Raw genomic sequence first — 24,754 nt, 5'->3', positions numbered from 1 at the left:
AAGGAGTGCGCGCATGCCGGAACTCACAATTTCCCCTGAAAAGGTTGGCTTCTTGATCGAGAAAGCGCGGGAATTCGACGTCAAGGAGGGAATCGTCGATCCGGACTCCGGCTCGAACGGCGCCGACGACGAGATGATCGACGTGCTGGAGGATGACGGCAGCGACCCGGTAGCGCGCGAGATAACAGGCTTCATCGATGCGCTGAGCGAGGACGAGCAGGTCGACCTCGTCGCCCTGATGCGGCTCGGCCGCGGCGACGGCACGATCGAGGAATGGGCCGATCTGCGTCGCGAGGCCGCGCGCGGCCGCAACGGCCGCACCGCGAGTTATCTGCTGGGCGAGCCGATGCTCGGTGATTTCCTCGCCGAAGGGCTCGACGAGTTCGGCCTCGCGCCCGGCGACGAGCGCATCACGCCGATCCAGTAGGAGCAGAAGCGTGCTGTTCTCCTTAACCTCGCCCCGCTTGCGGGGAGAGGTCGGATCGCATCGACAGATGCGATCCGGGTGAGGGGGAGTTGCGGCATGCTCCGCTATCACCTTCTTCGCGGTGACGGCCCCTCACTCCAACCCTCTCCCCGTGAAGAACGGGGAGAGGGAGTAGGAAACTTCGCGCACTATCGCGCGCAGTCGACGATCACGGTGCCGATCTTGTCGCCCTTCTCGACGGCGAGATGGGCGTCGGCGGTCTCGGCGAGTGCGAATTGACCTGCGATGTTGTGCACGCGGGTGCCCGACGTCAGCCATTTGGTGATGTCGGCCTGCGCGGCCGCGAGCAGCGGCGGCGGCAGCGCGAACAGCACCAGCGAGCGCACCGTGATGCACTTCTCCATCAGTTCGCGCACCGGCAGCGACGGCGTGCGGTTGCCGTTGGTGGCGTAGACCGCGATCGTCGAGTTCATCGCCATAAGCTTCAGCGTGGTCGCGAGATTGCCGCCGAAATCGACATCGATCACGCGGTCGACGCCGCGGTTCTCGGTGAAGGCCATCACCTTGGAGACGACGTCCTCGGTCCGGTAGTTGACCACCATGTCGGCGCCGCCAAGCCGCGCCTCGACATCCTTGACTTGCGAGCTGACCGTCGCAATCACCTGCGCGCCGCCCCACTTTGCCAGTTGCACGGCATAGTGGCCGACTGCGCCGGCGCCGCCGGTGACCAGCACCGTCTGTCCGACGATCGGGCCGTCGGCAAACAATGCGCACCACGCCGTCATGCAGGGGATGCCGAGCGTTGCGCCAGCCGCGAACGAGACGTGCTGCGGCAGCGGCGTCACCAGGTAATCGGCGAGTGTGATGTATTCGGCCGCGGTGCCGAAGGCTCGGCCGTTGCGCTGGCCGTTGAACAACCAGACGCGGTCGCCGACTGCAAAGCGCGTGACGCCTTCACCGACCTGGTCGATGATCCCGGCGCCGTCGCTGTTCGGGATCACGCGCGGAAATTCCATCGCGCGATAGTTACCGCTGCGGCGGCCGACATCGGCCGGATTGACGCCGGAGGCCTCGAGGCGAACCCGGACTTCGCCGGGGCCGGCGTCGGGCGTCGGCATCTCGCCGACGGTAAGCACCGTCGGCGCCGCGCCGGTTCTTTCGTACCAAACAGCTCTCATAACGTGCCCGGGAAGGCGCCGCCATCGAGCAGGATGTTCTGCCCGGTGATGAAGCCGGCCTTGTCGCCGCACAGGAACGCGCAGGCGTAGCCGAATTCGTCGGGACGGCCGAAGCGGCCGGCGGGATTCAGCTTGGCGCGCTCGCTCAGGACCTGGTCGGCCGAGATGCCGCGCTTTTCAGCCTCGGGCTTGGCGGTGCCGCGCAGACGGTCGGTGTCGAACGGGCCCGGCAGCAGGCCGTTGATGGTGACGTTGTTGATCACGGTCTTGCGCGACAGGCCGGCGACGAAGCCGGTGAGGCCGGCGCGCGCGCCGTTGGACAGGCCGAGGATCTCGATCGGGGCTTTCACCGCGGCCGAGGTGATGTTGACGATGCGGCCGAACTTGCGCGCCATCATGCCGTCGACGGTCGCCTTGATCAGTTCGATCGGCGTCAGCATGTTGGCGTCGATCGCCTTGATCCAGTCGTCGCGGGTCCAGTTGCGGAAATCGCCGGGCGGCGGGCCGCCGGCATTGTTGATCAGGATGTCCGGCTCGGGGCACGCCTTGAGCACGGCTTCGCGTCCGGCCGCCGTCGTGATGTCGCCGACGATCTCGGTGACGGTGACGGACGGATGCGCCTTACGGATCTCGTCGGCGGTCTGCTTCAGTGCTTCGGCGCCGCGCGCCGTCAGCGTGACGTGCACACCCTCATTGGCGAGCGCGATCGCGCAGGCGCGGCCCAGTCCCTTGCTCGATGCGCAGACGATGGCGCGGCGGCCTTTGATTCCAAGATCCACGAGTTCACTCCCTGTGATGTCGGGTAGGTTTGTAAAGGTTTGATGGCGCCATTCTAGCCAAGCTCGGTCGCGCCGATAAGGGACGTGCAATGCATAAGTGCATGCCGGGCAGGAGCGGGCGGGTGAGCACGATCGGAGAGGCCTCTTTCGTTCCGATTGAATCCGAACGGTGCTCTGACTTTTGACGCGTTTTCTTCACGCGAACCGGTATCCACTTCGCTCGAAAACGCCTTATATGCGCTGCTCCCGCCGCAGCCGCTCGATCGCCATGGTGGCCTCGGGCGGCAGCGAGCGGAATCCGGCCTGTCCGGCCGCGGAGAACAGCGGCCGCAATTGCGATCCGTTGAGGAATTGCGGCTGCCTGGCCAGCGGCACCAGCTGATCGAACACCAGCACCAGCGTGGTCACGACGAGCCCGACCCTGATCGCGCCGAGCAGGGCGCCGCCGAGGCGGTCGCCGATCCCGATCTCCGAGCCGATGGTGTCGTCGAGCATCGTGCGTGCCATCTTTCCGAGAATGACGCCGATCAGGAGGAACAGGCCGAACAGCAGCACCCCATTGGGCGGAAACGGCGAGGATGGCAGCGTCGCGATGTGGGGCCCGATCATCGCCAGCGCGGCGACCGCGAGCGGCATCGCAACGAGATAGGCGAGGATGGTGACCGCGCTGCGCAGCAGGCCGGTCGTGAAGCCGGTCACGACCGCGAACAACAAGCCGAGGATCACGGCGGCATCGAAGAGGTTCATGGAGGAAATTCCTGCCCCAATCTCCTGCGGCGCCCTGGTTGATCAAACGTGCTTACATCAGGGACAATTGTCGCTATCAATCGTCCGCTTCAATCCGGGAACCTGTCGATGTCCGACCTATTCGATGTCAGTAAAGAAATCATCCTCATCACCGGCGCTTCGCAGGGCCTCGGGCGGCAATTCGCCCGCGTGCTGGCGGCGCACGGCGCTGCCGTGGTGCTGGCGGCGCGCCAGACCGCGAAGCTGAAAGACCTCGCTGAGGAGATCAAGGCCAAGGGCGGTCGTGCCGCCGCGGTGCAGATGGACGTCGCGGATATTGCCGGCATCGCGAAAGCGCTCGACGCGGCGGAAGCCACACTCGGTCCGATTACGGTCCTGATCAACAATGCCGGCATCGCGATCGAGAAGCTGTCGACCGAGCAGACCGAGGCCGATTGGGACGCGGTGATCAGCGCCAATCTGAAGGGCGCCTATTTCCTGTCGACCGAACTTTCGCGGCGCATGATCCTGCGCAAGCAGCCGGGCAACATCGTCAATGTCGCCTCGGTGCTCGGGCAGGGCGTGCTGAAAGCGGTGTCGCCCTATGCGATCTCCAAGGCCGGCATGATCCAGGGCACCAAGGCGATGGCGCTGGAGCTCGCCGGCAATAACATCCGCGTCAACGCGCTGGCGCCGGGCTATATCGACACCGAGATGAACCATGATTTCTGGTCGACGCCGGCAGGCGAGCGGTTGGCAAAACGGATTCCGCAGCGCCGGGTCGGCGCCGAGTCCGATCTCGACGGCGCGATCATGCTGCTCGCCTCCAACGCCTCGCGCTACATGACCGGCACCGTGGTGACGGTCGATGGCGGGTTCTTGCTGAATTGACGCGTTTGTAGCCCGGATGGAGCGCAGCGAAATCCGGGGAGTACGCGCGAAGGCCCCCGGATTACGCTTCGCTCCATCCGGGCTACGAGGCACTCGCGTTGTTCGCGACTCTCACCCCGCCCGCGCCTCCGCCCTGATCATGTCGGCGGCCTTCTCGCCGATCATGATGGTCGGCGCATTGGTGTTGCCGCCGATCAGCGTCGGCATGATCGAGGCGTCGACCACGCGCAAACCGTCGAGCCCGTGCACGCGTAGCTTCGGATCGACCACCGCGAGCGGATCATTGGTGCCCATCTTGCAGGTGCCGACCGGGTGATAGACGGTGTCGGAGCGCGCCCGCAGGATGCTGCGGATGTCGTCGTCGGTGCGGACATCTGCGGTGAACATGTCCTTCTGCTGCAGCGCGCGCAGCGCCGGCGTGTCGAGCAGCCGCTTGGTCATCTTGAAGCCCGCGACCATGGTCTCGACGTCGCTGTCCTCGCCGAAGAAATTCGGATCGATCGCGGGGGCTGCCAGGGGATCTGCGCTGTTCAGCCACACGCTGCCACGGCTTGCCGGGCGCAGCAGGCAGACATGGCAGGAGAAGCCGGTGCCCCAGCGCGGCTTGCGGCCGTGGTCTTCCACTATGGCCATGCAGAAATGCAGCTGGATGTCGGGGACGTCGAGCTCGGGTCGCGTCTTCAGGAAGCCGCCGCATTCGGCGACGTTCGAGGTCATCGGGCCGCGCCGCTCGCGCCGATACTGCCCGATGCCCTTGATGATCCGCCCGATGCCGCTCCACGACAGTCCCGAGAAATAAGGTGCGTCGGAGGCGAAGCCGAACACGAAATCCGGATGATCCTGCAGGTTCTGTCCGACACCCGGCAGATGATGCACGCTGGCGATCCCGTGCTTGCCGAGCGCCGCAGCGTCGCCGATGCCCGACAGCATCATCAATTGCGGCGACTGGAACGCGCCGGCCGAGAGGATGACCTCGCGCTTTGCGCGCAGCACCTTCTTCTCCTTGCCCTGCATGTATTCGACGCCGACGGCACGCTTGCCCTCGAAGATGATGCGGGTCGCCTGCGCCTGCGTCTCGACGCGCAGGTTGGAGCGGCGGCCCATGTGAGGATGGATATAGCCGCGCGCTGCGCTCCAGCGCTCGCCATTCCTCTGGGTCACCTGGTAGATGCCGAGGCCTTCCTGTTCGGCGCCGTTGAAATCGTCGCGGATCCGGAACTGCGCCTCGCGCGCGCCTTGCAGGAACATCTCCTTGACGGGATTGTCGGACTGCAGGCCGGTGACGTTGAGCGGCCCGCCCTTGCCGTGATATTCGCCGTCGAGCTCGGTGTTGTGCTCCGAACGCTTGAAGTAGGGCAGGACGTCGGCATAGCTCCAGCCGGTATTGCCGAGCGAAGCCCAGTGGTCGTAGTCGGCGCGATGGCCGCGGATATAGACCATGGCATTGATGGCTGAGGAGCCGCCGAGGCCCTTGCCGCGCGGCTGATAGCCGATGCGGCCGTTCAAGCCCTTCTGCGGCACCGTGTCGAACGCCCAGTTGTTGAGCTTGCTCGAGAGCATCAGAATGATGGCGCCGGGTGTGGTCACCACCCAATTATCGTTCTTGCCGCCGGCATCGAGCACCGCCACCGAGGTCGCCGGATCCTCCGACAACCGCCCCGCCACCGCGCAGCCGCCGGAGCCTGCGCCCACCACCACGAAATCGAATGTGTCAGTCACGTATGGTTCCCCCGTCTCTCATTGCCATCCGTCATTGCGAGCGAAGCGAAGCAATCCATCTATCCGTTATGCGGGGCTATGGATTGCTTCGTCGCTTCGCTCCTCGCAATGTCGGCTTCGATACTACGACAACAGCCGCATCAGCTTCTCCAGCCGCGCGACCTTCGCGCCATAGGGCGGATAGAGATCGGCCAGGCGGTTGAAGCGCGAGCGGTAGAACACTGGCTTCAGCTTGGTCAGCGTCTTGAACCCCCATACGCCGTGATAGGCGCCGGTGCCGGACGCGCCGACGCCGCCCATCGGCTGATAGGCCTGCGCGAAATGGAACAGGCAGTCGTTGACGGTGACGCCGCCGGACACCGTGCGGGCCAGCACCGTATCGCGGGCGGCATTGTCGGTGCCGAACCAGTACAGCGCCAGCGGGCGGTCGCGCTTGTTGATGATGGCGATCGCCTCCGTTGCGTCGCGCGTGGCCACGACCGGCAGTAGCGGCCCGAAGATCTCCTCCTGCATCACGGTCATCTCGGGCGTCGCGTCGACGATGACGGTCGGCGGGAATTTGCGCCGCTCCTTCCACTCGGGATCGTTCGGCGCCGCCGGCTGCATGATGGTCGCGCCCTTCGCGGCGGCGTCGGCGACGAGGCCCTCGAGCCGTGCGTAGTGCCGATCCGAGACGATCGAGGTGTAGTCGGGATTTTTCGGATCGGTGCCGAACATGTGCTGCATGTGGCCCTGCAGCCGCATCGCAAGCGGCTGCACCGAGGCTTGCGGCACCAGCACGTAATCGGGCGCGATGCAGGTCTGGCCGGCATTGAGCAGCTTGCCGTAGGCGATGCGCTGCGCGGCCTCATCGATGTCGGCCGAGCCGTCGACGATGACGGGCGATTTGCCGCCGAGCTCGAGCGTCACCGGCGTCAGATTGCGGCCGGCGGCCTCTGCGACCAGCCGACCGATGCGGGTCGAGCCGGTGAAGATCAGATGATCGAACGGCAGCGCGGCGAAGGCTTTCGCGATCTCGTCGTCGATGTCGGTGACCGCGAGCTCGGCGGTGTCGAACTTCTTCCCGATCGCCTCCATCAGCAATTCGGAGAACCGCGGCACCAGCTCGCTCGGCTTGATGATGGCGCTGTTGCCGGCCGCGATCGCCGCGACCGCGGGCGCCAGCGTCAGCTGCAGCGGATAATTCCACGGCGCGATGATCCCGACCACGCCGAGCGGCTGCGGGATCAGCCGGTTTCTGGCCGGCGCGAACTGGACCGTGGTCGGGATCCTCTCGGGCGCCATCCAGCCCTTGAGGTGCTTGGCGGCATGCTTGATCTCGCCGAGCACCAGCATGGTTTCGGCGATCGCGGTCTCGACGGTGGAGCGGTGGCCGAAATCGGCCGAGATCGCCACCTCGAATCGCGCCTCGTTCTCGGTCAGCGCGGCGCGCAAGCGCCGCAGCCGGTCCAGCCGCGCCTGCAAGGTCGGCGCCGGTTCGCTGCGCGACAGCTCGAATTGGCGGTGAAAGACCTCCTCAAGCGCGTACAGCCTCGGGCTCTTCAATGGCCGGTCCATTGGCGTTTCCCCTCGGATGACGTTTCCTTGACGGATTTTATTGGCGCCAAGCTCCGCTTTTACGCGCGGTCTGGCAAGGTCCGGTTCCCGACGGTAATTTTGTCAGGAAAACCGGTGATTTGGACGTCACAAAATCCTCAAAAACCCGCATCCGGGGCTTTCCAAACCGACCTCACGTTGATACATACGCCCCGCACCCGACGGCTTCGGCCCGGGTCGCCTTCTCAGGAAGCTCTCCGGACGGATCGCTCGGCGCCGTTACAAGCGTTGGCCGGCCGGTTCGGGCACCCTTTCTGCAAGGCACGCAACGGTTTAACGCGGGGTGGAGCAGCCCGGTAGCTCGTCAGGCTCATAACCTGAAGGTCATAGGTTCAAATCCTATCCCCGCAACCAAATTGGTACGAAGCCCCGGCAATCTTGATTGGTTGCCGGGGTTTTTTGCTGCCCGGTCGACCAGGCGGCATCACCGCGGACTCGACAACATTCTCTGGAAGATTTCCTCGATCGAATGTGGCGCAATGCCAAGCTCGGCGAATCCTGCCATCCGCGGCGATGACACGGTGTCGATCTGCATAAGCTCCACCTGACTGCGCGTAAGGGGGAGGCCAGGAAGGATTTCGGAGGCCCATGCCAGCGCGTCCCAAACGGCAAAAGGGACTGGGATCAGGAGAGGCGCGAGGCCCGCCTGATGCGCGATCGCTCTCAGCAATTGCTCGTAAGAGTAGATGGTTGGGCCACCGAGCTCAAAGACCGCTGGCTGGCGCTCTGCTCGCTCCATGATCCGGGCAACCGCTTCCGCAACGTCTTCCACATAGACCGGTTGCAATCTGGTCCGGCCGCGGCCGAACATTGGATAGATTGGAAGCTGACGCAGTAGCTTGAGGATGGTGCTGAGAAACGCGTCGTCCGGTCCGAACATCACGGCCGGACGGACGAGGCATGCACCGGCGAATTCCGCACGGACCGCCTGCTCGCCTTCGCCGCGCATTCGGATGTAGCTGGATGGCGAGGCGACATCGGCACCGATCCCCGACACCTGAACAAGCCGTTCGACTCCCGCCCGGTGGGCCTGGGCTGCCAACCGCCGAGCCGACTCGACGTGAACGGAGTAGAAAGTCTCCGCTCCGCGCTCGCGATAGAGGCTGACCGCATTGACGACTCCGTAGATGCCGACCAGCGCTTTCGCGACGGATCGCTCGTCGTGAATGTCGGCCTCTACCGATTGAAGTCGTGGATTCCCCAGGTCAGGCTGGCCCCGCCCCCCGTCCGGATGCCGGGACGCGATCCGGACGGAAAATTCGTGATCGAGCAGATGGCGGACGATCCGGCTGCCGAGAAAGCCGGTTCCACCGAACACGGTGATGCTGCGACCGTTCGTGGCTGCTCCTTTAAAGCGCGATGAGATTGGGTTGAATCATCATCGCGCTTTGGCCTGTTGTTTGAGCATGATCTCCGCGCAAACGCGAAGCGTTTGTCGCGAGGGAAAACCGCTTCGCACTTTTCCGGATCATGCTCTAGCGCTCGCGGCTCCACGGGAAGAGAGAGGCCGGGAAATCTGCCGCGTAGCGGTGACCGATCGGCGGGCGAGGCTCCTCCTGCGGAGGATTCCGGTCGGGCTCCACCACCTTCCGGTAAAGATGCCAGCTGGCATGACCGAGCACCGGCAGAACGACGCAGAGACCGATGAAGAACGGCAGTGAGCCCACTGCCAGCAAGACCGCAACGACCAATCCCCACACGGCCATCTCAACCGGATTCGTCTTCACCGCGCGTATCGAGGTGCGGATGGCATCGATCGCTGTCGCATGCTGGTCCAGCATCAGCGGGAACGAGACAACGCTGATGCACAAGGCTAACACCGCGAACAGGAAACCGACGCCGCATCCGACGATGATGAGGGTCCAGCCCTCGGACGTCGTCAGCACACGCTCCGCGAAATCGGGAATGCTCGCAGCCGGCGCATAGCCGAAGGTTGCGGTGTAGATCGCGTCCGCGGCGGCAATCCAGACTCCGAACAGAACGAACAGGAGGACGCCAAGTTCGAGCATCGCACCGAACGACGGCGCGCGCAGCACCTGCATTGCATCCCAGGCGCCTGGCTCCTCTCCGCGCTCGCGGCGGCGGCTCAATTCGTAGAGGCCGAGTGCGGCGAAGGGACCGATCAGGGTAAAGCCGGCCGCGAGCGGAAACAGCAGCGGCAGCACCGAGTAGCCAATGACAAGTCGGAACAGGAACAGTCCGAGGACGGGATACATCACGCACAGGACGATGGCGTGGGTCGGAATGGCCTTGAAGTCTTCCCAGCCCAGGCGCAGCGCGTTGCCCAAGTCGGAAAGGTTGATCTTGCGAACGACATAGACGGTGGAGACACCGAACAATTGCAGTTTGGGTCTTGCGAAGACGGTGGTCATGGCTCCGGTCTCCTTGCTCGTGGCCGCAGGTGAACGGAGCGCTTCAAAACACACGCATCCGCCTCATGCGCGAAAATCGCGACCGAGTCCGGCAAATCAGATTCGACGAGAAGGAGCTTGCCGGACGACATCCGTCGCAACCGGTACGGTCAAGTTAGTCCGATGCGCGGGAGAAGCAAGCGAACGATGCGGTCCGCGAAATCGTGCCTTCGCATCGCCCGGTTTTTGGCATCGCCCGGTTTTTGCGACGCACCATCGCCTGGCCGTGCCGAAAGGCGTCGCCGACGCGCGGACCCCTTCGCCCCAACACGCGCCGGACAAGGGATGCAATCCACTCCTCTATTGACGCCGGGCCCGACGGGGACCATTTTAAATCCGTGAACGCCCCCAGCTCCGATGCGATTGCGGTCGTGACGCTGAATCTTTGTCATGTCCGACCGGCAAAATGGGCGAGGCAAGAGGCGCGGTGATGGTGGACGTGACACCATCCCTTTGACGTGAGCTCCGCCCTTTCGTTCGTCTCCGTAGCCTTCAACGGCTGGGAGGATGAGGGATGGCTGTAGCGCTCATACTGCTTCTGGTTGCGATCGCCTCGGTGCTGTTCCATGTCTACAGCCCGTGGTGGTGGACGCCGATCGCCTCGAACTGGCGTTACATCGACGACACGATCAACCTGACGTTCTGGATCACCGGGGCGGTGTTCTGCGCGGTCATCGCGTTCATGGCTTACTGCGTCCTCCGCTTTCATCACAAGGAGGGACGGCGGGCGGCCTATAATCCCGAGAACAAGAAGCTCGAATGGTGGCTCAGCATCGGCACCGCGATCGGCGTCGTCGCCATGCTGGCGCCGGGCCTCGTCGTCTGGCACCAGTTCGTCACTGTTCCTGCCGATGCGACCGACGTCGAGGTCGTCGGACAGCAATGGATGTGGAGCTACCGGCTTCCCGGGAAGGACGGCCGGCTCGGCACCTCCGATGCGCGCCTCATCAGTTCCGAGAATCCTCTGGGATTGAATCCCAACGATCCAAACGGACAGGACGACGTCGTCGTTCAAAACGACGATCTGCATCTGCTGGTCGGCAAACCGGTGAAGGTGCTGCTGCGCTCGATCGACGTGCTGCATGATTTCTACGTTCCCGAGTTCCGGGCGAAGATGGACATGATACCGGGCTCGGTGACGTATTACTGGCTCACACCCACCCGCACGGGAACGTTCGACGTTCTCTGCGCTGAACTCTGCGGCGCGGCGCACGCGCAAATGCGCAGCAGGGTCATCGTCGAGGAAGAGAAGGAATATCACGCCTGGCTGGAGAAGCAGCGGACGTTCGCCGCGTTGTCGGGCCAGCGCGACGTCGCGAAGGCGGCGTACAAGACAGGAAGCGAATGAACAGGTTGACGAGGATGTGCCGGAGATTGTGAAGCGAACTCGTCGCCGAACAGAAGACCAAGGAGGGAATTCCGATGGTCGATATCCCGCTTGATCAGGTCGCAGGCATCCCGCCCGCCGAAGTCGGTGAGGTGGAGCTTTATCATCCGAGAAGCTGGTGGACGAGGTACGTCTTTTCGCAGGACGCCAAGGTGATCGCCGTCCAGTACTCGATCACTGCGATGTCGATCGGAATGGTGGCGCTGGTGCTGTCGTGGATGATGCGCCTGCAACTGGGATTCCCGGGAACATTCTCCTTCATCGATGCCAACCAGTATCTCCAGTTCATCACCATGCACGGCATGATCATGGTGATCTACCTGCTCACGGCATTGTTCCTTGGCGGCTTCGGCAACTATCTCATCCCGCTGATGGTCGGCGCCCGGGACATGGTCTTCCCCTATGTGAACATGCTGAGCTACTGGGTCTATCTGCTCGCCGTGCTGGTGCTGGCCGCAACATTCTTCGTGCCCGGCGGGCCAACCGGCGCCGGCTGGACGCTCTATCCGCCCCAGGCGATCCTCTCCGGCACCCCAGGGCAGGACTGGGGCATCGTTTTCATGCTGGCTTCGCTGATCCTGTTCATCATCGGCTTCACGATGGGCGGGCTCAATTACGTGGTGACGGTGCTGCAGGCCCGCACGCGCGGCATGACGTTGATGCGCTTGCCGTTGACGGTGTGGGGCATCTTCACGGCCACGGTGATGGCACTATTGGCCTTCCCGGCGCTGTTCGTCGCGTCGGTGATGCTGCTCCTCGACCGCCTGCTGGGAACCAGCTTCTTCATGCCGACGCTTGTCGAGATGGGGCAGCTGTCGAAGTATGGCGGCGGCAGCCCGATCCTGTTCCAGCATCTGTTCTGGTTCTTCGGCCACCCCGAAGTCTATATCGTCGCCTTGCCGGCCTTCGGCATCATCTCCGATCTGATCAGCACCCACGCGCGAAAGAACATCTTCGGCTACCGCATGATGGTCTGGGCCATCGTCGCGATCGGCGCTCTCAGCTTCGTGGTGTGGGCGCACCACATGTATGTCAGCGGCATGCATCCCTATTTCGGGTTCTTCTTCGCCACCACGACACTCATCATCGCCATTCCGACCGCCATCAAGGTCTACAACTGGGTGCTGACCCTGTGGCGCGGCGACATTCATCTCACGGTGCCGATGCTGTTCGCTCTCGGGTTCATCGTCACTTTTGTCAACGGCGGCCTGACCGGGCTGTTTCTCGGCAACGTGGTCGTGGACGTTCCGTTGTCCGACACGATGTTCGTTGTCGCCCACTTCCACATGGTCATGGGCATCGCGCCGATCATGGCCGTGTTCGGCGGGATCTATCACTGGTATCCGAAAGTAACTGGACGAATGCTCAATGATGTGCTCGGCAAGTTCCACTTCTGGGTGACGTTCATCGGGGCTTATGCGGTCTTCTTCCCCATGCACTATCTCGGCCTGCTCGGGATGCCCCGCCGCTATCACGACATTGGCGAGACGTCGTTCGTCCCGGCATCCGCCCACGAACTCAATGCGTTCATGAGCGTGGCGGCCCTGATTGTCGGCTTCGCCCAACTCGTCTTCCTGTTCAATCTCGTCTGGAGCTTGTTCAAGGGAAAGGAGGCCGGCGGCAATCCCTGGGGCGCCACCTCGCTGGAATGGCAGACGCCGGAGACCCCGCCGGGGCATGGCAACTGGGGCAAGGAACTGCCCATCGTCTATCGCTGGGCCTACGATTACAGCGTTCCCGGTGTCGCCAAGGATTTCGTGCCGCAAAATGAGCCACCGTCCGGAGTGGTGGCGCAGGGAGCCCATCCGTGAGTGCCATCATCCTGTTCATGGCGACCATTGCGGCCATCGCGGGATGGTGGCTCTCGCAGCAGCGGCTTGCGGCCAAACCCTGGCTGGAGGAGGGGGTGGCCGTCGATTTTCGCGGCGAGAGGGGTTCGTCCGTGCCGCCGGCGAAAATCGGGCTGGGCGTGTTTCTCGCGGTTGTCGGTTCGCTGTTCGCGCTCCTGATCAGCGCCTACTCGATGCGCAACACCATGGTGGACTGGCGCGAGCTGCCGTTGCCGAAGCTGTTGTGGATCAATACCGGCGTCCTGATCATCAGCAGCGCGGCGCTGCAATGGTCGCTGCTGGCCGCGCGCCGCAGCGACGATGAGGCCATGCTCGTCGGCTTGTTGGTGGGTGGAGCATCCGCCGTGACGTTCCTGGCCGGACAGCTGGTGGTATGGCAGCAACTGAACGTCGCCGGCTATGTCGTGGCGTCCAATCCGGCCAATTCCTTCTTCTACCTGATCACCGCGCTACACGGGCTACATCTGATCGGCGGTCTGGTGGCGCTCGGCAGGACGAGCGCCAAGGTGTGGCGCGGCGCGCCGATGGTGCAGGTGCGCCTGAGCGTCGAGCTCTGCGCCATCTATTGGCATTTCCTTTTACTGGTCTGGCTGGTTTTGCTCGGCTTGCTGACCGGCTGGACCGAAAATTTCGTGAACATCTGTCGCCAGTTGCTCACTTAAGCGAGGGCAAGGAACGATGGCAGAAACGACACTGATGCAGCCGAAGGCCGCGCCCGGGACGATCCCCGGATTGCGAGGCATCGCCGCCGACTGGGCCTCAGACCAGCGCGCATTCAAGAACGTGTCCTGGGGGAAGGCCATGATGTGGATCTTCCTGCTGAGCGACACCTTCATCTTCAGTTGCTTCCTGTTGTCGTACATGACGGCGCGCATGTCGACGACCGTGCCGTGGCCCAATCCGAGCGAAGTCTTCGCGCTCAACATCGGGAGCAAGCATATCCCGCTCATCCTGATCGCCATCATGACCTTCGTTCTGATCAGCAGCAGCGGAACGATGGCGATGGCCGTCAATTTCGGCTACCGCCACGACCGCGTCCGAACGGCGGCCCTGATGCTGGCCACCGCGGCATTCGGCGCGACCTTCGTCGGAATGCAGGCCTTCGAATGGACCAAGCTGATCATGGAGGGCGTGAGGCCCTGGGGTAACCCTTGGGGTGCGCCGCAGTTTGGCGCATGCTTTTTCATGATCACCGGTTTCCACGGCACCCACGTGACGATCGGCGTGATCTTCCTGATCGCGATTGCGCGCAAGGTATTGCGAGGGGATTTCGATCGCGAACGACGCGGCTTCTTCACAAGCCGGAAGGGATATTACGAGATCGTCGAGATCACCGGCCTGTACTGGCACTTCGTTGATCTGGTGTGGGTGTTCATCTTTGCTTTCTTCTATCTCTGGTGAGGTGGCGCATGACAAACGCAGCGGTACATGTGGAAGGGCAGGCAGCACAGCATGCGCTACACGCTTATGCGCACGAGGCAGTCGCATCGGGGGCGACGCACGCGGCAGGCCAGCAGCATCCGATCAAGCTTTACCTCGTGGTCTGGGGATGGTTGTTCGTGCTCAGCACCTGCTCCTATCTCGTCGACTACTTTGGCATCCATGGCCATCTCCGATGGTCGCTGATCCTGCTGTTCATGGTGCTCAAGGCCGGTCTGATCGTCGCTGTCTTCATGCATATGGCCTGGGAGCGGCTGGCCCTGGCCTACGCGATCCTGCTTCCGCCGGTGCTGGTGTTGGTATTTGTGGCGATCATGGTGTTCGAATCCGGCTACACCCATCTGCTCCGGAGCATATTCTTCGCCGCAACGGCGTAGTGGCAAGGCGTGGAGGTTTTTGGATGCAGTTTACCGTCGGATTCAAACTGAACGGAAAGGCCGACCACGTGGTCCTGGACGGACAAGACGCGCTCGCCGCTGCGCTGAAGGTGAAGGCAGAGCTTCCGGAAGCCCTCATTATGTACGTGCGCCCACAAAACCGGCGTGGCGATACCCGTCATCCGACACATGCGCTCGCCGACGACGCGGGCCGATGAGAGGCCGGTGAATCCGGGATAGCGGCATAAGGATCGGCGAAATGAATGTTGAGCCGGAAGTCGCCATCGGCCGACAGTGGATCGGACCAAGATCGGAGCCTCTTTGCCCGGTTAGCCGCGCCTAATCTCGCTAAATTGGAACCGTCCGCGAATGTCGGTATCCGTGGTTGCGCCCCCCGCAACCAAGTTCGGACCTACCGGTTCCCATAAAATGCCCCGCATTGCGCGGGCCATTTTTGTTTTGGGAGAAGGCTTGCGCCTCAGGCCGTCGGTGCCGGGGGACGGACGGATCACCGCCACCCAGCGAACCTTTCCGCTCGTTAGACGATGAAATGAAATTCCTGCCAGGCGCTCCACATCATGCCGTCGCTGGCGCGGACCCAGAGGTCGTCAGTGACGGTGCCGCCCTGGAAGGTGGTGCTGGCGAGCTGGCCTGCGCTGACGTTGATGGCGGTGTTGGCGGGCTGCGCATTGCCGCCAATGCTCCAGTGGCCGCTGCCGGCCGACGATGTCGAATCCCAGACTTGATATTGGGCGATGCTGTCCCCGTCGGGATCGGAGACCGAGAACAGGTTCGTTGCGGCCACGCTCTGGTTGGCGGTGGCGTGGAAGTCGGACGCGGAGACGATCGGAGCGTGGTCAATCGGTGCGGTGACGTGAAATTCCTTCCACGGCCCCCAGGCAATGCCGTCGTAAGCCCGCGCCCACAGATCGTCCGAACCGGAGCCGCTCTGAAAGCTTGTGCTCGAGAGCTGGGCAGCAGTGACATCGATCGCGACGTTGCTGCCCTGAGCTGCTCCGCCGACCACCCAGTGTCCGCTGCTGGGATCGGACGTCGAATCCCACAGCTGATAATTCGTGATGGTGTCTCCATCCGCATCGGTGGCGGAGAACAGCGCGGAGGCCGCGATATCCTGGCCGTGGCTCGCCGCAGCGTCGGCGGCCATCACGATCGGAAGATTGTCGATCGGCGCGTTGACGTGGAATTCCTTCCAGTTGCTCCAGACCATGCCATCGAAGGCTCGCACCCAGAGATCGTCGGAGCCTGAGCCGCTCTGGAACGATGTATTGGCGAGCTGTGCCGCGCTCACATCGATGGCCTGGCCCGCCGGCTGTACGGCTCCGGCCACGACAAAATGCCCGCTGGCGGGATCGGTCGTCGAGTCCCAGAACTGATAGTTGGTGATCGTATCGTTGTCGGGATCGCTGGCCGTGAACAGGTTTGACGCGGCGATGTCCTGACCATGCGTGGCGGTCATGTCCGACGCGCTGACCACCGGAGCATGGTCGACCGGCGCGTTCACGTGGAATTCTTTCCAGGCTCCCCATGTGATGCCGTCATTGGCTCGCGCCCACAGGTCATCCGAACCGGAGCCCGACTGGAACGAGGTGTTCGTCAACTGAGAGGGTGAAACATCGATCGCGATGTTGGCCGCCTGCGCCACTCCGCCGAGCACCCAGTGACCGCTGGCGGGATCGCTCGTTGAATCCCAAACCTGATAGGCGGTGATCGTGTCGCCGTCGCTGTCGGTCGCGCTGAAGAGGCTGGATGCGGCGATATCCTGGCCGTGGGTCGCGGAAAAGTCGGTCGCGCTGACCACCGGCGCATGATCCGGACCCGGTGTGACCGTGAACGGGACCCATGCGCCCCACAGCGTTCCATCGTAAGCCCTGGCCCAAAGCTGGTCCGAAGCCGAGCCAAACCGGTAGCTGGTCTGGGCAAGCTGCGCCGCAGTGATGTCGATTTCCGCATTGGTGGCCTGAACGGCGCCGTTCACCACCCATGCGCCGTTGCCGTTGCTGTCCCAGAGTGCGTACTGGGTGATCGGATCGCTATCCGGGTCGGAGGCGCTGAACAGGCTCGAAGCCGCAATCGAAGTCTGCCCGTGTGCTGCCGTGAAGCTGGAAGCCGAAACAACGGGAGGATGATCCACGCTTGGCGTCGCCGTGAACGGGACCCAGGCTCCCCAGAGGTATCCATCATAGGCCCGGACCCAGAGCGTGTCCGGGGCTGTTCCGAACACATAGCTCACTTGCGAGAGGTTGGCGGCCGGGACGTCAATCTCGGCGTTGGTGGCTTGCGCGACACCGCCGATCGCCCAGTGGCCGTGGCCCTCCGTGTCCCAGAATGCGTATTGAGTGATCGTGTCGCCGTCCGCGTCGCTGGCCGTGAACAGGGCCGATTCACTTGCCGACAGCTGCGCATGCCCGGCGGTCACGTTTGCTGCCGTGACCACGGGTGCGTGATCGGACGGCGAGACCACGAAGGATTTCCAGTCGCTCCACAAATAGCCGTCGAAGGCTCTCACCCACAATGTATCCGAGCCGGGTCCGGCCTGGTAACTCGCCTGAGCCAGCTGCGACGCGGTGATGTCGATCTCGGTGTTGGTGCCCTGGGCTACGCCTCCCACCGTCCAGAAACCGTGGCCGTTGGTGTCCCAGAAGGAATATTCGGTGATGGAATCGCCGGTGGCCATGTTCACCGAGAACAGCGACGAGGCCGCGAAAACCTGATTTCGGCCCGCGGTCTGATCGCTGACAGTGACGACGGGCGTGGTCCGGATGCTGTATCCGAGATCCTTCAGAACTCCGATGTCCAGGTTGGAGATCGCGTACTGGTAATTGGGGTAGAAAACGATCCCGTTCATCAAGTCCAGCGTGAGCGGGTCCTTGACGGTCGACGGGGTGGCGTAGAGGTCGGATTGCTGGTTCCCGAAATGATAGTAGTTCTGGGTGGTGCTGTTTGTGGTCAGCGGCACCGGGCCGCCATAGGCGGCCTCGGCATTCGCGCCGACAAAGTACGCGCCCATGGCGGTCTTTTGAATCAGGTTGTCGAACGTCGATTCGTAGGCGCCGGCAAGCTGGCCGCTCTGGTTGTACCAGCCCGTCATGCCGAAGCCGTGCACGAGCTCATGCAGGAAAACGTCGATCGGATTGATCACGTTTCCAGGCACCTGACTGGCGTAGGTCAGGCCATAATCCATGTCGATGTACTGGAAGTAGCCGGGATCGACGTTGATGGTGATGTCGCTTGTCGTGCCGGCGACATGCTGCCCGGTGGTCAGCTCGTACTGGCTTGACGGCTCGTACACCGCGAGCCCGCCGTTTGATCCGACATAGTAGCTCGAGGTCGGCCCGCCATCGGCACGGCCGACGCTGGTGGGCAGGATGTTGAGTTGCACCACCAGGGTGCCAATGCCCAGGACATAGCGCTGCCAGACATTGAGGGCCTGCTCGACATCGTAAACAAGAGAGGCGTCGGCAGACGCGCCGGCGTTCGATGAATCATTCAATGTTACGGAATAATTCCAAGGCATCTTGGTCGGGCTTTCAATCTATGGTAGCGTACCAATAATAAGCGCTATTCATGCTGACCAGTCACGGGCTAGTCAACCGAGCCCAAGGCGCCGGCCCCGGACAAGGCGCTACGTGAGACTGTTCATTGATGTCCAGCGCCTCCGGTGGGATTGGCTTGGGGCATGGGATGGAGCCCGGCGCCGGACTCGCATGCTGCAAGATCAGAATGGCATTTATGTGCCGTGAGGCCGATGCGATCGCCCTTGTGAGCTCGCTGGCAGCCATGCCAAGGCCACACCAAGCGCGCCGCGGTCCGTAAGACTACGGAGCTTAGGTCGGCTGCGAGCGGTTCCGACGAGGGACTCCGGGATCGGCATGATGTTGTTCGTGAATTCGGCTCGTTCGCTTACAAGGCCAATTGCATCCCGCAGGAGAGACATAGTACTCTGGGCGTCATATTCATCTGCTGCTCTATCGGTTCGTTGCGAATAGTCGGTTTGCGCTGACGACGAGGTCGAAGGAGCGGGGACGGGGGCGCGCTCACGACAGTGTCGGTTCGCGTTCGACGGCAGTCATTTTTAGCTACTGAGCAGATTAAATCGCGAGATGATTGAAACGCGGAGCGGTACGGCAGCAGATAGCGGGATAGTTGCGCTCGCGATGCTGCTGCGTTTTCACGGCATCCCGGCCGATGTCGACCAGATTCGTCACCAGTTCGGCCATGGACCCTTCGGAACGTCGGAGATGCTGCGCTACGCGCGCTCGACCGGCGTCAAGGCCCGGGAGGTGACGACCAACTGGTTAAGGCTCGAGAAGGCCCCGCTTCCTGCCATCGCGCTGTTGCGCGACGGGGGTCATTTGATCCTTGCCAAGGTGGGCGCCGACAAGATCCTCGTTCAATCGCCGCTGTCAGAGCGCCCGGAGTTGATCACGCGCGCCGATCTGGAAGCGATGTGGTCAGGCCGGATGATCCTGGTCAGTCGCCGGGCGGGACTGGTCAATCTTGCACGCCGCTTCGACCTGTCATGGTTTCTGGGCGCGATCCACAAGTATCGCTACCATTTCGTGGAGGTGTTGATCGCCTCCTTTTTCCTGCAGCTGTTCGCGCTGGTGTCGCCGCTGTTCTTTCAGGTGGTGATCGACAAGGTCCTGGTCAATCACACGCTCAGCACGCTCGATGTGCTCGTCGTCGGATTGATCGGCATCGCGGTGTTCGAGACGGCCCTTGCGATATTGAGGACCTATCTGTTCTCCCACGTGACGAACAGGATCGATGTCGAACTGGGAGCCCGGTTGTTTCGGCACCTCATCGGGCTGCCCATTGCCTACTTCCAGGCTCGCCGGGTCGGCGACTCGGTTGCGCGGGTCCGAGAGCTCGAGAACATCCGCAACTTCCTGACCGGCTCCGCCCTGACGGTCGTGATCGACCTGTTTTTTACGGTCGTTTTCATCGCGGTGATGTTCGTCTACTCGCCGATCCTGACCTGGATCGTGCTCGGATCCTTCCCGCTCTATGTCGGCATCTCGGCTGGCGCGACGCCGATGTTCCGTCAGCGGCTCGACACCAAATTCGAGCGCGGGGCCGAGAACCAGGCGTTTCTCGTCGAGAGCGTGACCGGGGTCGAGACCATCAAGGCGATGGCGCTCGAACCGCAGATGCAGCGCCGCTGGGAGGAGCAGCTTGCCGAATACGTTGCGGCCAGCTTCCGCGTGCTCAGCCTCGCCAATGTTGCGAGTCAATCGGTCCAGTTCGTGAGCAAGCTCGTCACCGCGGTGATCCTTTACGCCGGCGCCAAGCTGGTGATCGACGGCAGCCTCACGGTCGGCGAGCTGATCGCCTTCAACATGTTCTCGTCACGCGTCAGCGCGCCGGTGCTGAGGCTGGCCCAGCTCTGGCAGGACTTCCATCAGGCCAGGCTCTCGGTCGCGCGGCTCGGCGACATCCTGAATACGCCGGCGGAACAGACCTTCAACCCCGGCCGCGCCGTGCCGCCGCCCATCAAGGGGCAGGTCACGCTTGAACACGTGTCCTTCCGATACCGGGTCGATGGACCCGAAGTGCTGCACGAGATCAACATCAACATTCCCGCCGGCCAGGTCGTCGGCATCGTCGGCCCGTCGGGGTCGGGCAAGAGCACCTTCACGAAGCTGGTTCAGCGCCTTTACGTCCCGGAGAAGGGCAGGGTCCTTGTCGACGGCGTCGACCTTGCAATGGTCGATCCGGCGTGGCTGCGCCGCCAGGTCGGCGTCGTGCTGCAGGAAAACGTGCTGTTCAATCGCAGCGTACGCGAAAACATCGCGCTCGCCGATCCGGCCGCTCCGATGCAGCAGGTGATCGCCGCGGCTCAGCTTGCGGGAGCCCATGAATTCATTCTCGAGCTGCCGGAAGGTTACGACACCGTCGTGGGCGAGCGCGGCTCAAGTCTGTCGGGAGGCCAGCGGCAGCGCATCGCGATCGCGCGGGCCCTGATCACCGATCCGCGCATCCTGATCTTCGATGAAGCGACCAGTTCGCTGGACTATGAAAGCGAAAGGGTCATTCAGGACAATATGAGCCGGATCGTGAAGGGACGAACGGTCTTTGTCATTGCGCATCGGCTATCCGCCGTCCGGCGTACCGATCGAATCATCACCATCGATCGCGGCCGGCTGGTTGAGCAGGGGTCCCACGAGGAGCTGCTCAGCTCGGGCGGAAGATACGCGTCGTTGTACCGGTTGCAGGCGGGGATCCATGAAGTCGGCTCGTGAAGCGCTTGCGACCGGGCGCAAAACGCGGGACGAACTGGCCTTCCTGCCGGCCGCCCTCGAAATCGTCGAGACGCCGCCATCTCCGACCGCCAGGCTGACGGCCGTCTTGCTTGCCGCCCTGTTCTGTTGCGCCGTGGCCTGGGCCGGCCTCGGCAAGATCGATATCGTTGCCTCCGCCCCCGGAAAGATCGTGCCGGGTGACCGCGTGAAGCTGGTCCAGCCGCTCGAGATCGGGGTGGTGCGGGCCATTCACGTCCGCGACGGCCAGACCGTCAAGGCCGGCGAGATTCTGATCGAGCTGGATCCGACCAGCAATCAGGCGGAGCTTCTGCACCTGAAGAACGATTTGCTCGCGTCATTGCTGGACATTGCCCGCACGCGCTCTGCGCTCGACGGCAACACCAGCGCGCTCGACGGTGCGCCGGAGGACACGCCACCTGCCTTGGTTCAGATGCATCTGGAGTATCTGCGCAGTCAGGATTCCGAGCAGCGCGCCAAATTGTCCGAGCTGGATCGGCAGCGGGTGCAGAAGGTGGCGGAGACCAAGACGATCGACGCCAGCATCGCCAAGATTGAAGCCTTGCTGCCGGTGCTGCAGGAGCGCGTCAACGTTCGCAAGTACCTGGCGGACCGGGAGTACGGTTCAAAGCTGCAATATTTGCAGGAGCTTCAGGAGCTCGTCGGGATGCAGCAGGACATCCTGGTGCAGCGGAGCAAGCTCGAGGAGGCCAATGCGGCCGTCGCCGCACTCGGTGAGACGCGCGCCAAGCTGATCTCGGAATACCGGCACCGCCTGTATGACGATCTGGCCAAGGCGACCCAGAAGGCCGGCAGCCTCAAGGACGAGGTGTCCAAAGCCGAGCACAAGACCAACCTCCAAAAACTTGCGGCACCGATCGACGGCGTGGTGCAGCAATTGGCCGTGCACACCGTCGGCGGTGTCGTCACGCCCGCCCAGACGCTCGCGGTCGTCGTACCTAGCGACAGCCTGTTTGAAATCGAAGCGATGGTTTCCAATCGCGATATCGGCTTCGTGCACCCGGGGCAGGATGCCGAAATCAAGGTCGATACCTTCAACTTCACGCGCTACGGCCTGCTGCACGGCAAGATCGTCAGCGTCTCGCCCGACTCAGTCTCGCGCGACAAGACGCGGGATTCCGCGCGCGAGCCCAATGGCGGCGCGCCGGAGGAGAGCAGCGAGCCGAAGGGGCAGGGGCCGGTGTATATCGCGCACGTCTCGATCGACCGGACCAAGATGGTCGTCGACGACAAGGAGATCAGTCTTTCGCCGGGAATGACCGTCACCGTCGAAATCAGGACGGGCGCCCGCAGCATCATGAGCTATTTGCTGTCGCCGATCGTGCGCTACCGGCAGGATGCTCTCCGCGAGCGGTGACGAAGCCCGACGGTTCAGGCCGTCACGACGTGGTCCGGGATTCCACGTGGCTCAGGCTTGGATCGGATTCATGGATCGCAAGGCAGTTTTGCCCGGCGTCGTATGTCCGGTATCCATGATCGTTCAGCTTGCGAACCAGCGCGGCCTTGTCGGTCTTGATGAATTCCGCATGGATGATCGGGTGATGCTGCCGGATCGTGGCGCTGGCGCCCTCCAGCACCTTCAACTCCATCCCCTCGACGTCGATCTTGATCAGGTCGCAGCGGCCCAGATTCAGCGAGTCCAGCGTGACCATTGTCGTTTCGGAGCCGTTGGCCTCTGAATAGTCGATCTTCTGGCCGATCTGCTCGGTGGCCGAGCGTTGCGTCACCTCCAGGCTGCCGAAGCTGGCGGGCTCCTGATGACTGAGGGTCGGCACCCAGGTTTTCCCGGTTTCCGACGAAATGACCGCGTGCATCGCCCTCGCGTTGAAGCAGTTGTTGATGGCGATGTTGCCGGCAAGCGCGTAGTAGACCCGTTCCTGCGCCTCGATCGCAATGACGGAACCCCAGCCGTCCATGTGCTTGGACCATTCGATGGTGTGAACGCCGATGTTCGCCCCGCAGTCAATCGCGACCACGCCATCGCCGCGGTAGGTCCTTCGCAGCACAAGAAGCCCCTTCGTCAGCTCGATTTCAGTGGCGTCGAACGTGCCGTGCTCGAGAATCTGAATCCCGACTCCAAAAATGTGGCCGCCCGCCGTGTGGTAGTCCAGCCGGTTGACGATCAGCGGACCATGCGTCGACGCTGCGATCACAAACGGGATCTTGCTGGGATTACGGCTCATCGTTGTATGTTTCTTTGTGTCTGCCGTTCGGGAACGGCTGCGTGGGGTGCTCGCTAAGGTTTTCGTCCATTGACGCGGTTGTCAATCTCGCTTACCTTCCGTGCACTTTTTAAGAGGCTGTTTATTTCAGGGCAGGGGATATTTCGTGAATGCCATTGCCGTTGTTGCGCCGGCGATCGGGCTGAAGCGTTCGATTGACGATGTCACCGATCAACCCAAGATAATCGTTGATCGTTCCGATGTCACACCACCAGTCAAGTCGGAGGTTGTAGCGTCGAATGCCGACGCTCCGAAGCCGGCATATCCTGCGGCCGCCGAACTGCCGACAGAACTGGGTCCGAAGGGACTGCGATTCGACTTCAACGACGGTGCGCGAATTGTTTGCCCGCATGGCGAGCAAACCTGGAAGGTAAGGATTCGCGATCTCGACACCGGCAACGTGCTGTTCGAAACGGAATTCGCCGGCGGCTATGTCAACAGCAGCAAGCGCTATTATGTTCGTTTCGGAATCGAGGTTTCCCAGCAGGGCGAAACCATCCTCGACCATGAATACTCGGCGAAAGATCGCGAGGTACTGATCCAGTTTCCGGTCGGGACGCTCGGCGATACGATGGGATGGTTTCCCTATGCCGTGAAGTTCAAGGACAAGCACGGCTGCAAGCTGAGCTGCGCCATGGGGGCGCCGCTGATCGAGCTGTTCCGCGACGCGTATCCGGACATCGAGTTCATCACCCACGAAGAGGTGAAGCCCAACCGATATTACGCGACCTACAGAATTGGCCTGTTTTTCGACGACAAGGATTGCGTCTATCAGCCGACCGATTTCCGTCATGTCGGGCTGCATCGGACCGCGGGCTATATTCTGGGTGTCGATCCGGCCGAGCAGCCCCCGCGCATCGTCATCAAGGACGATCAAAGGCCGATTGCCGAACCTTATGTCTGCATCGCGGTTCAGAGCACCACGCAAAGCAAATATTGGAACAACCCGCATGGCTGGCGCGAGATCGTCAATTTCCTGAAGGCGGCCGGCTACCGGGTGGTCTGCATCGATCAGAAGGCCACTCACGGCACCCAGTTGATCTGGAATCACATTCCGAATGGTGCCGAAGATCAGACCGGCGATAAGCCGCTCGCCGAGCGATTTCGTTACCTGAAACACGCGGACTTTTTCATCGGTCTGTCGAGCGGCCTGTCGTGGCTTGCGTGGGCCTCGGGGACGCCGGTCGTCATGATCAGCGGGTTCACCCATCCGACCAACGAGTTCGAAACGCCATACCGCATCGTCAATTTTCACGCGTGCAACAGTTGCTGGAACGATCCGCGGGTGCGTTTCGACCACAAGGATTTTCTGTGGTGCCCGCGGCATGCCAATTCGCCCCGGCAATTCGAATGCACGCGGCTGATCACGGCCGATCACGTCAAGCAGATTATTCAGCGCATACCGGGATTTCCGGTCGGCGCCAAGGTGTAGCGCGTAGACGACGTCGA

20 protein-coding genes and 1 tRNA gene are annotated in these 24,754 nt (G+C 62.6%); 12 read left to right on the top strand and 9 right to left on the bottom strand.

Annotated elements, in window-relative coordinates:
• Nucleotides 1-13: 13 nt before the first annotated feature.
• Nucleotides 14-427: a DUF3775 domain-containing protein gene (locus QMZ05_RS01285; protein ID WP_076865220.1), complete on the top strand. Its 414-nt coding sequence runs from the start codon at nucleotides 14-16 to the stop codon at nucleotides 425-427.
• Between the two features lie 188 nt (nucleotides 428-615).
• On the opposite strand, the gene QMZ05_RS01280 is transcribed toward QMZ05_RS01285, so the two are convergent.
• The 3 genes from QMZ05_RS01280 to QMZ05_RS01270 form a co-directional block, all read right to left on the bottom strand.
• On the bottom strand, nucleotides 616-1,563 hold the full coding sequence (locus QMZ05_RS01280) for an NADPH:quinone reductase (RefSeq protein WP_353699118.1): 948 nt from the start codon (nucleotides 1,561-1,563) through the stop codon (nucleotides 616-618).
• Nucleotides 1,564-1,601: 38 nt separating this feature from the next.
• Nucleotides 1,602-2,384 carry an SDR family oxidoreductase gene (locus QMZ05_RS01275; RefSeq protein WP_353699117.1) on the bottom strand — a complete coding sequence of 261 codons (783 nt, stop codon included), beginning with the start codon at nucleotides 2,382-2,384 and terminating at the stop codon, nucleotides 1,602-1,604.
• Nucleotides 2,385-2,615: 231 nt separating this feature from the next.
• The gene (locus QMZ05_RS01270; RefSeq protein ID WP_353699116.1) at nucleotides 2,616-3,131 is read right to left on the bottom strand and encodes a CvpA family protein; all 516 of its coding nucleotides are present in this window, start codon (nucleotides 3,129-3,131) and stop codon (nucleotides 2,616-2,618) included.
• 108 nt (nucleotides 3,132-3,239) lie between these two features.
• On the opposite strand from QMZ05_RS01270, the gene QMZ05_RS01265 reads away from it, so the two are divergent.
• Complete coding sequence (locus tag QMZ05_RS01265) at nucleotides 3,240-4,001, top strand: SDR family NAD(P)-dependent oxidoreductase (RefSeq protein ID WP_353699115.1); 762 nt, start codon at nucleotides 3,240-3,242, stop codon at nucleotides 3,999-4,001.
• Between the two features lie 111 nt (nucleotides 4,002-4,112).
• On the opposite strand, the gene QMZ05_RS01260 is transcribed toward QMZ05_RS01265, so the two are convergent.
• The gene (locus QMZ05_RS01260) at nucleotides 4,113-5,720 is read right to left on the bottom strand and encodes a choline dehydrogenase (RefSeq protein WP_353699114.1); all 1,608 of its coding nucleotides are present in this window, start codon (nucleotides 5,718-5,720) and stop codon (nucleotides 4,113-4,115) included.
• Nucleotides 5,721-5,843: 123 nt separating this feature from the next.
• The gene (locus QMZ05_RS01255) at nucleotides 5,844-7,277 is read right to left on the bottom strand and encodes a coniferyl aldehyde dehydrogenase (RefSeq protein WP_353699113.1); all 1,434 of its coding nucleotides are present in this window, start codon (nucleotides 7,275-7,277) and stop codon (nucleotides 5,844-5,846) included.
• A 316-nt stretch (nucleotides 7,278-7,593) separates the two neighbouring features.
• Here QMZ05_RS01255 and QMZ05_RS01250 point away from each other — a divergent pair.
• Nucleotides 7,594-7,670: transfer RNA gene (locus QMZ05_RS01250), tRNA-Met, on the top strand.
• 70 nt (nucleotides 7,671-7,740) lie between these two features.
• On the opposite strand, the gene QMZ05_RS01245 is transcribed toward QMZ05_RS01250, so the two are convergent.
• Both QMZ05_RS01245 and QMZ05_RS01240 read right to left on the bottom strand, forming a co-directional pair.
• Nucleotides 7,741-8,634, bottom strand: coding sequence for a complex I NDUFA9 subunit family protein (locus tag QMZ05_RS01245; RefSeq protein WP_353699112.1), 894 nt, complete (start codon nucleotides 8,632-8,634; stop codon nucleotides 7,741-7,743).
• Between the two features lie 157 nt (nucleotides 8,635-8,791).
• Nucleotides 8,792-9,688: a DUF2189 domain-containing protein gene (locus QMZ05_RS01240; protein ID WP_279709461.1), complete on the bottom strand. Its 897-nt coding sequence runs from the start codon at nucleotides 9,686-9,688 to the stop codon at nucleotides 8,792-8,794.
• 553 nt (nucleotides 9,689-10,241) lie between these two features.
• Between QMZ05_RS01240 and QMZ05_RS01235 the strand changes: the two genes are divergently transcribed.
• The 6 genes from QMZ05_RS01235 (at nucleotide 10,242) to QMZ05_RS01210 (ending at nucleotide 14,999) form a co-directional block, all read left to right on the top strand.
• Entirely contained in the window at nucleotides 10,242-11,075 is an 834-nt protein-coding gene (locus QMZ05_RS01235) for a cytochrome c oxidase subunit II (RefSeq protein ID WP_353699111.1), read from the top strand.
• Nucleotides 11,076-11,149: 74 nt separating this feature from the next.
• Nucleotides 11,150-12,925, top strand: coding sequence for a cytochrome c oxidase subunit I (gene ctaD / locus QMZ05_RS01230; RefSeq protein WP_353699110.1), 1,776 nt, complete (start codon nucleotides 11,150-11,152; stop codon nucleotides 12,923-12,925).
• Nucleotides 12,922-13,626, top strand: coding sequence for a cytochrome c oxidase subunit 3 (locus tag QMZ05_RS01225; protein WP_353699109.1), 705 nt, complete (start codon nucleotides 12,922-12,924; stop codon nucleotides 13,624-13,626). Before ctaD ends, QMZ05_RS01225 begins: the two co-directional genes overlap by 4 nt.
• Before the next feature lie 16 nt (nucleotides 13,627-13,642).
• Complete coding sequence (locus QMZ05_RS01220) at nucleotides 13,643-14,365, top strand: heme-copper oxidase subunit III family protein (protein ID WP_050422715.1); 723 nt, start codon at nucleotides 13,643-13,645, stop codon at nucleotides 14,363-14,365.
• 8 nt (nucleotides 14,366-14,373) lie between these two features.
• Complete coding sequence (locus QMZ05_RS01215) at nucleotides 14,374-14,781, top strand: cytochrome C oxidase subunit IV family protein (RefSeq protein ID WP_074130345.1); 408 nt, start codon at nucleotides 14,374-14,376, stop codon at nucleotides 14,779-14,781.
• A 23-nt stretch (nucleotides 14,782-14,804) separates the two neighbouring features.
• On the top strand, nucleotides 14,805-14,999 hold the full coding sequence (locus QMZ05_RS01210; RefSeq protein WP_050422713.1) for a hypothetical protein: 195 nt from the start codon (nucleotides 14,805-14,807) through the stop codon (nucleotides 14,997-14,999).
• A 320-nt stretch (nucleotides 15,000-15,319) separates the two neighbouring features.
• Here QMZ05_RS01210 and QMZ05_RS01205 read toward each other — a convergent pair whose 3' ends face one another.
• Nucleotides 15,320-18,292, bottom strand: coding sequence for a hypothetical protein (locus QMZ05_RS01205; protein WP_353699108.1), 2,973 nt, complete (start codon nucleotides 18,290-18,292; stop codon nucleotides 15,320-15,322).
• A gap of 610 nt (nucleotides 18,293-18,902) precedes the next feature.
• On the opposite strand from QMZ05_RS01205, the gene QMZ05_RS01200 reads away from it, so the two are divergent.
• Entirely contained in the window at nucleotides 18,903-21,044 is a 2,142-nt protein-coding gene (locus QMZ05_RS01200) for a type I secretion system permease/ATPase (RefSeq protein ID WP_353699107.1), read from the top strand.
• Nucleotides 21,028-22,440 carry an HlyD family type I secretion periplasmic adaptor subunit gene (locus tag QMZ05_RS01195; RefSeq protein WP_353699196.1) on the top strand — a complete coding sequence of 471 codons (1,413 nt, stop codon included), beginning with the start codon at nucleotides 21,028-21,030 and terminating at the stop codon, nucleotides 22,438-22,440. Before QMZ05_RS01200 ends, QMZ05_RS01195 begins: the two co-directional genes overlap by 17 nt.
• A 22-nt stretch (nucleotides 22,441-22,462) precedes the next feature.
• Here the strand turns inward: QMZ05_RS01195 and QMZ05_RS01190 are convergent, their stop codons facing one another.
• Nucleotides 22,463-23,266, bottom strand: a complete 804-nt coding sequence (locus QMZ05_RS01190; RefSeq protein ID WP_353699106.1) for an FkbM family methyltransferase — start codon at nucleotides 23,264-23,266, stop codon at nucleotides 22,463-22,465.
• Between the two features lie 145 nt (nucleotides 23,267-23,411).
• On the opposite strand from QMZ05_RS01190, the gene QMZ05_RS01185 reads away from it, so the two are divergent.
• Nucleotides 23,412-24,737 carry an autotransporter strand-loop-strand O-heptosyltransferase gene (locus tag QMZ05_RS01185; protein WP_353699105.1) on the top strand — a complete coding sequence of 442 codons (1,326 nt, stop codon included), beginning with the start codon at nucleotides 23,412-23,414 and terminating at the stop codon, nucleotides 24,735-24,737.
• Nucleotides 24,738-24,754 lie beyond the last annotated feature (17 nt).

The sequence above is a fragment of the Bradyrhizobium sp. INPA03-11B genome (assembly GCF_040446015.1).
In the GTDB taxonomy this organism is placed as follows: Bacteria; Pseudomonadota; Alphaproteobacteria; order Rhizobiales; family Xanthobacteraceae; genus Bradyrhizobium; species Bradyrhizobium macuxiense_A.
The sequence above is the reverse complement of the archived record's forward strand: the minus strand, read 5'-3'. Positions and strand labels throughout refer to the sequence as shown.

Bases quoted from the DNA above. Each gene is read 5' to 3' on its own strand.
- QMZ05_RS01215 (WP_074130345.1), top strand. From the start codon at position 14,374: ATGACAAACGCAGCGGTACATGTGGAAGGGCAGGCAGCACAGCATGCG.
- QMZ05_RS01210 (WP_050422713.1), top strand. From the start codon at position 14,805: ATGCAGTTTACCGTCGGATTCAAACTGAACGGAAAGGCCGACCACGTG.
- QMZ05_RS01265 (WP_353699115.1), top strand. From the start codon at position 3,240: ATGTCCGACCTATTCGATGTCAGTAAAGAAATCATCCTCATCACCGGC.
- QMZ05_RS01240 (WP_279709461.1), bottom strand. From the start codon at position 9,688: ATGACCACCGTCTTCGCAAGACCCAAACTGCAATTGTTCGGTGTCTCC.
- QMZ05_RS01285 (WP_076865220.1), top strand. From the start codon at position 14: ATGCCGGAACTCACAATTTCCCCTGAAAAGGTTGGCTTCTTGATCGAG.
- QMZ05_RS01190 (WP_353699106.1), bottom strand. From the start codon at position 23,266: ATGAGCCGTAATCCCAGCAAGATCCCGTTTGTGATCGCAGCGTCGACG.
- QMZ05_RS01200 (WP_353699107.1), top strand. From the start codon at position 18,903: ATGATTGAAACGCGGAGCGGTACGGCAGCAGATAGCGGGATAGTTGCG.
- ctaD (WP_353699110.1), top strand. From the start codon at position 11,150: ATGGTCGATATCCCGCTTGATCAGGTCGCAGGCATCCCGCCCGCCGAA.
- QMZ05_RS01235 (WP_353699111.1), top strand. From the start codon at position 10,242: ATGGCTGTAGCGCTCATACTGCTTCTGGTTGCGATCGCCTCGGTGCTG.
- QMZ05_RS01220 (WP_050422715.1), top strand. From the start codon at position 13,643: ATGGCAGAAACGACACTGATGCAGCCGAAGGCCGCGCCCGGGACGATC.
- QMZ05_RS01195 (WP_353699196.1), top strand. From the start codon at position 21,028: ATGAAGTCGGCTCGTGAAGCGCTTGCGACCGGGCGCAAAACGCGGGAC.
- QMZ05_RS01270 (WP_353699116.1), bottom strand. From the start codon at position 3,131: ATGAACCTCTTCGATGCCGCCGTGATCCTCGGCTTGTTGTTCGCGGTC.
- QMZ05_RS01255 (WP_353699113.1), bottom strand. From the start codon at position 7,277: ATGGACCGGCCATTGAAGAGCCCGAGGCTGTACGCGCTTGAGGAGGTC.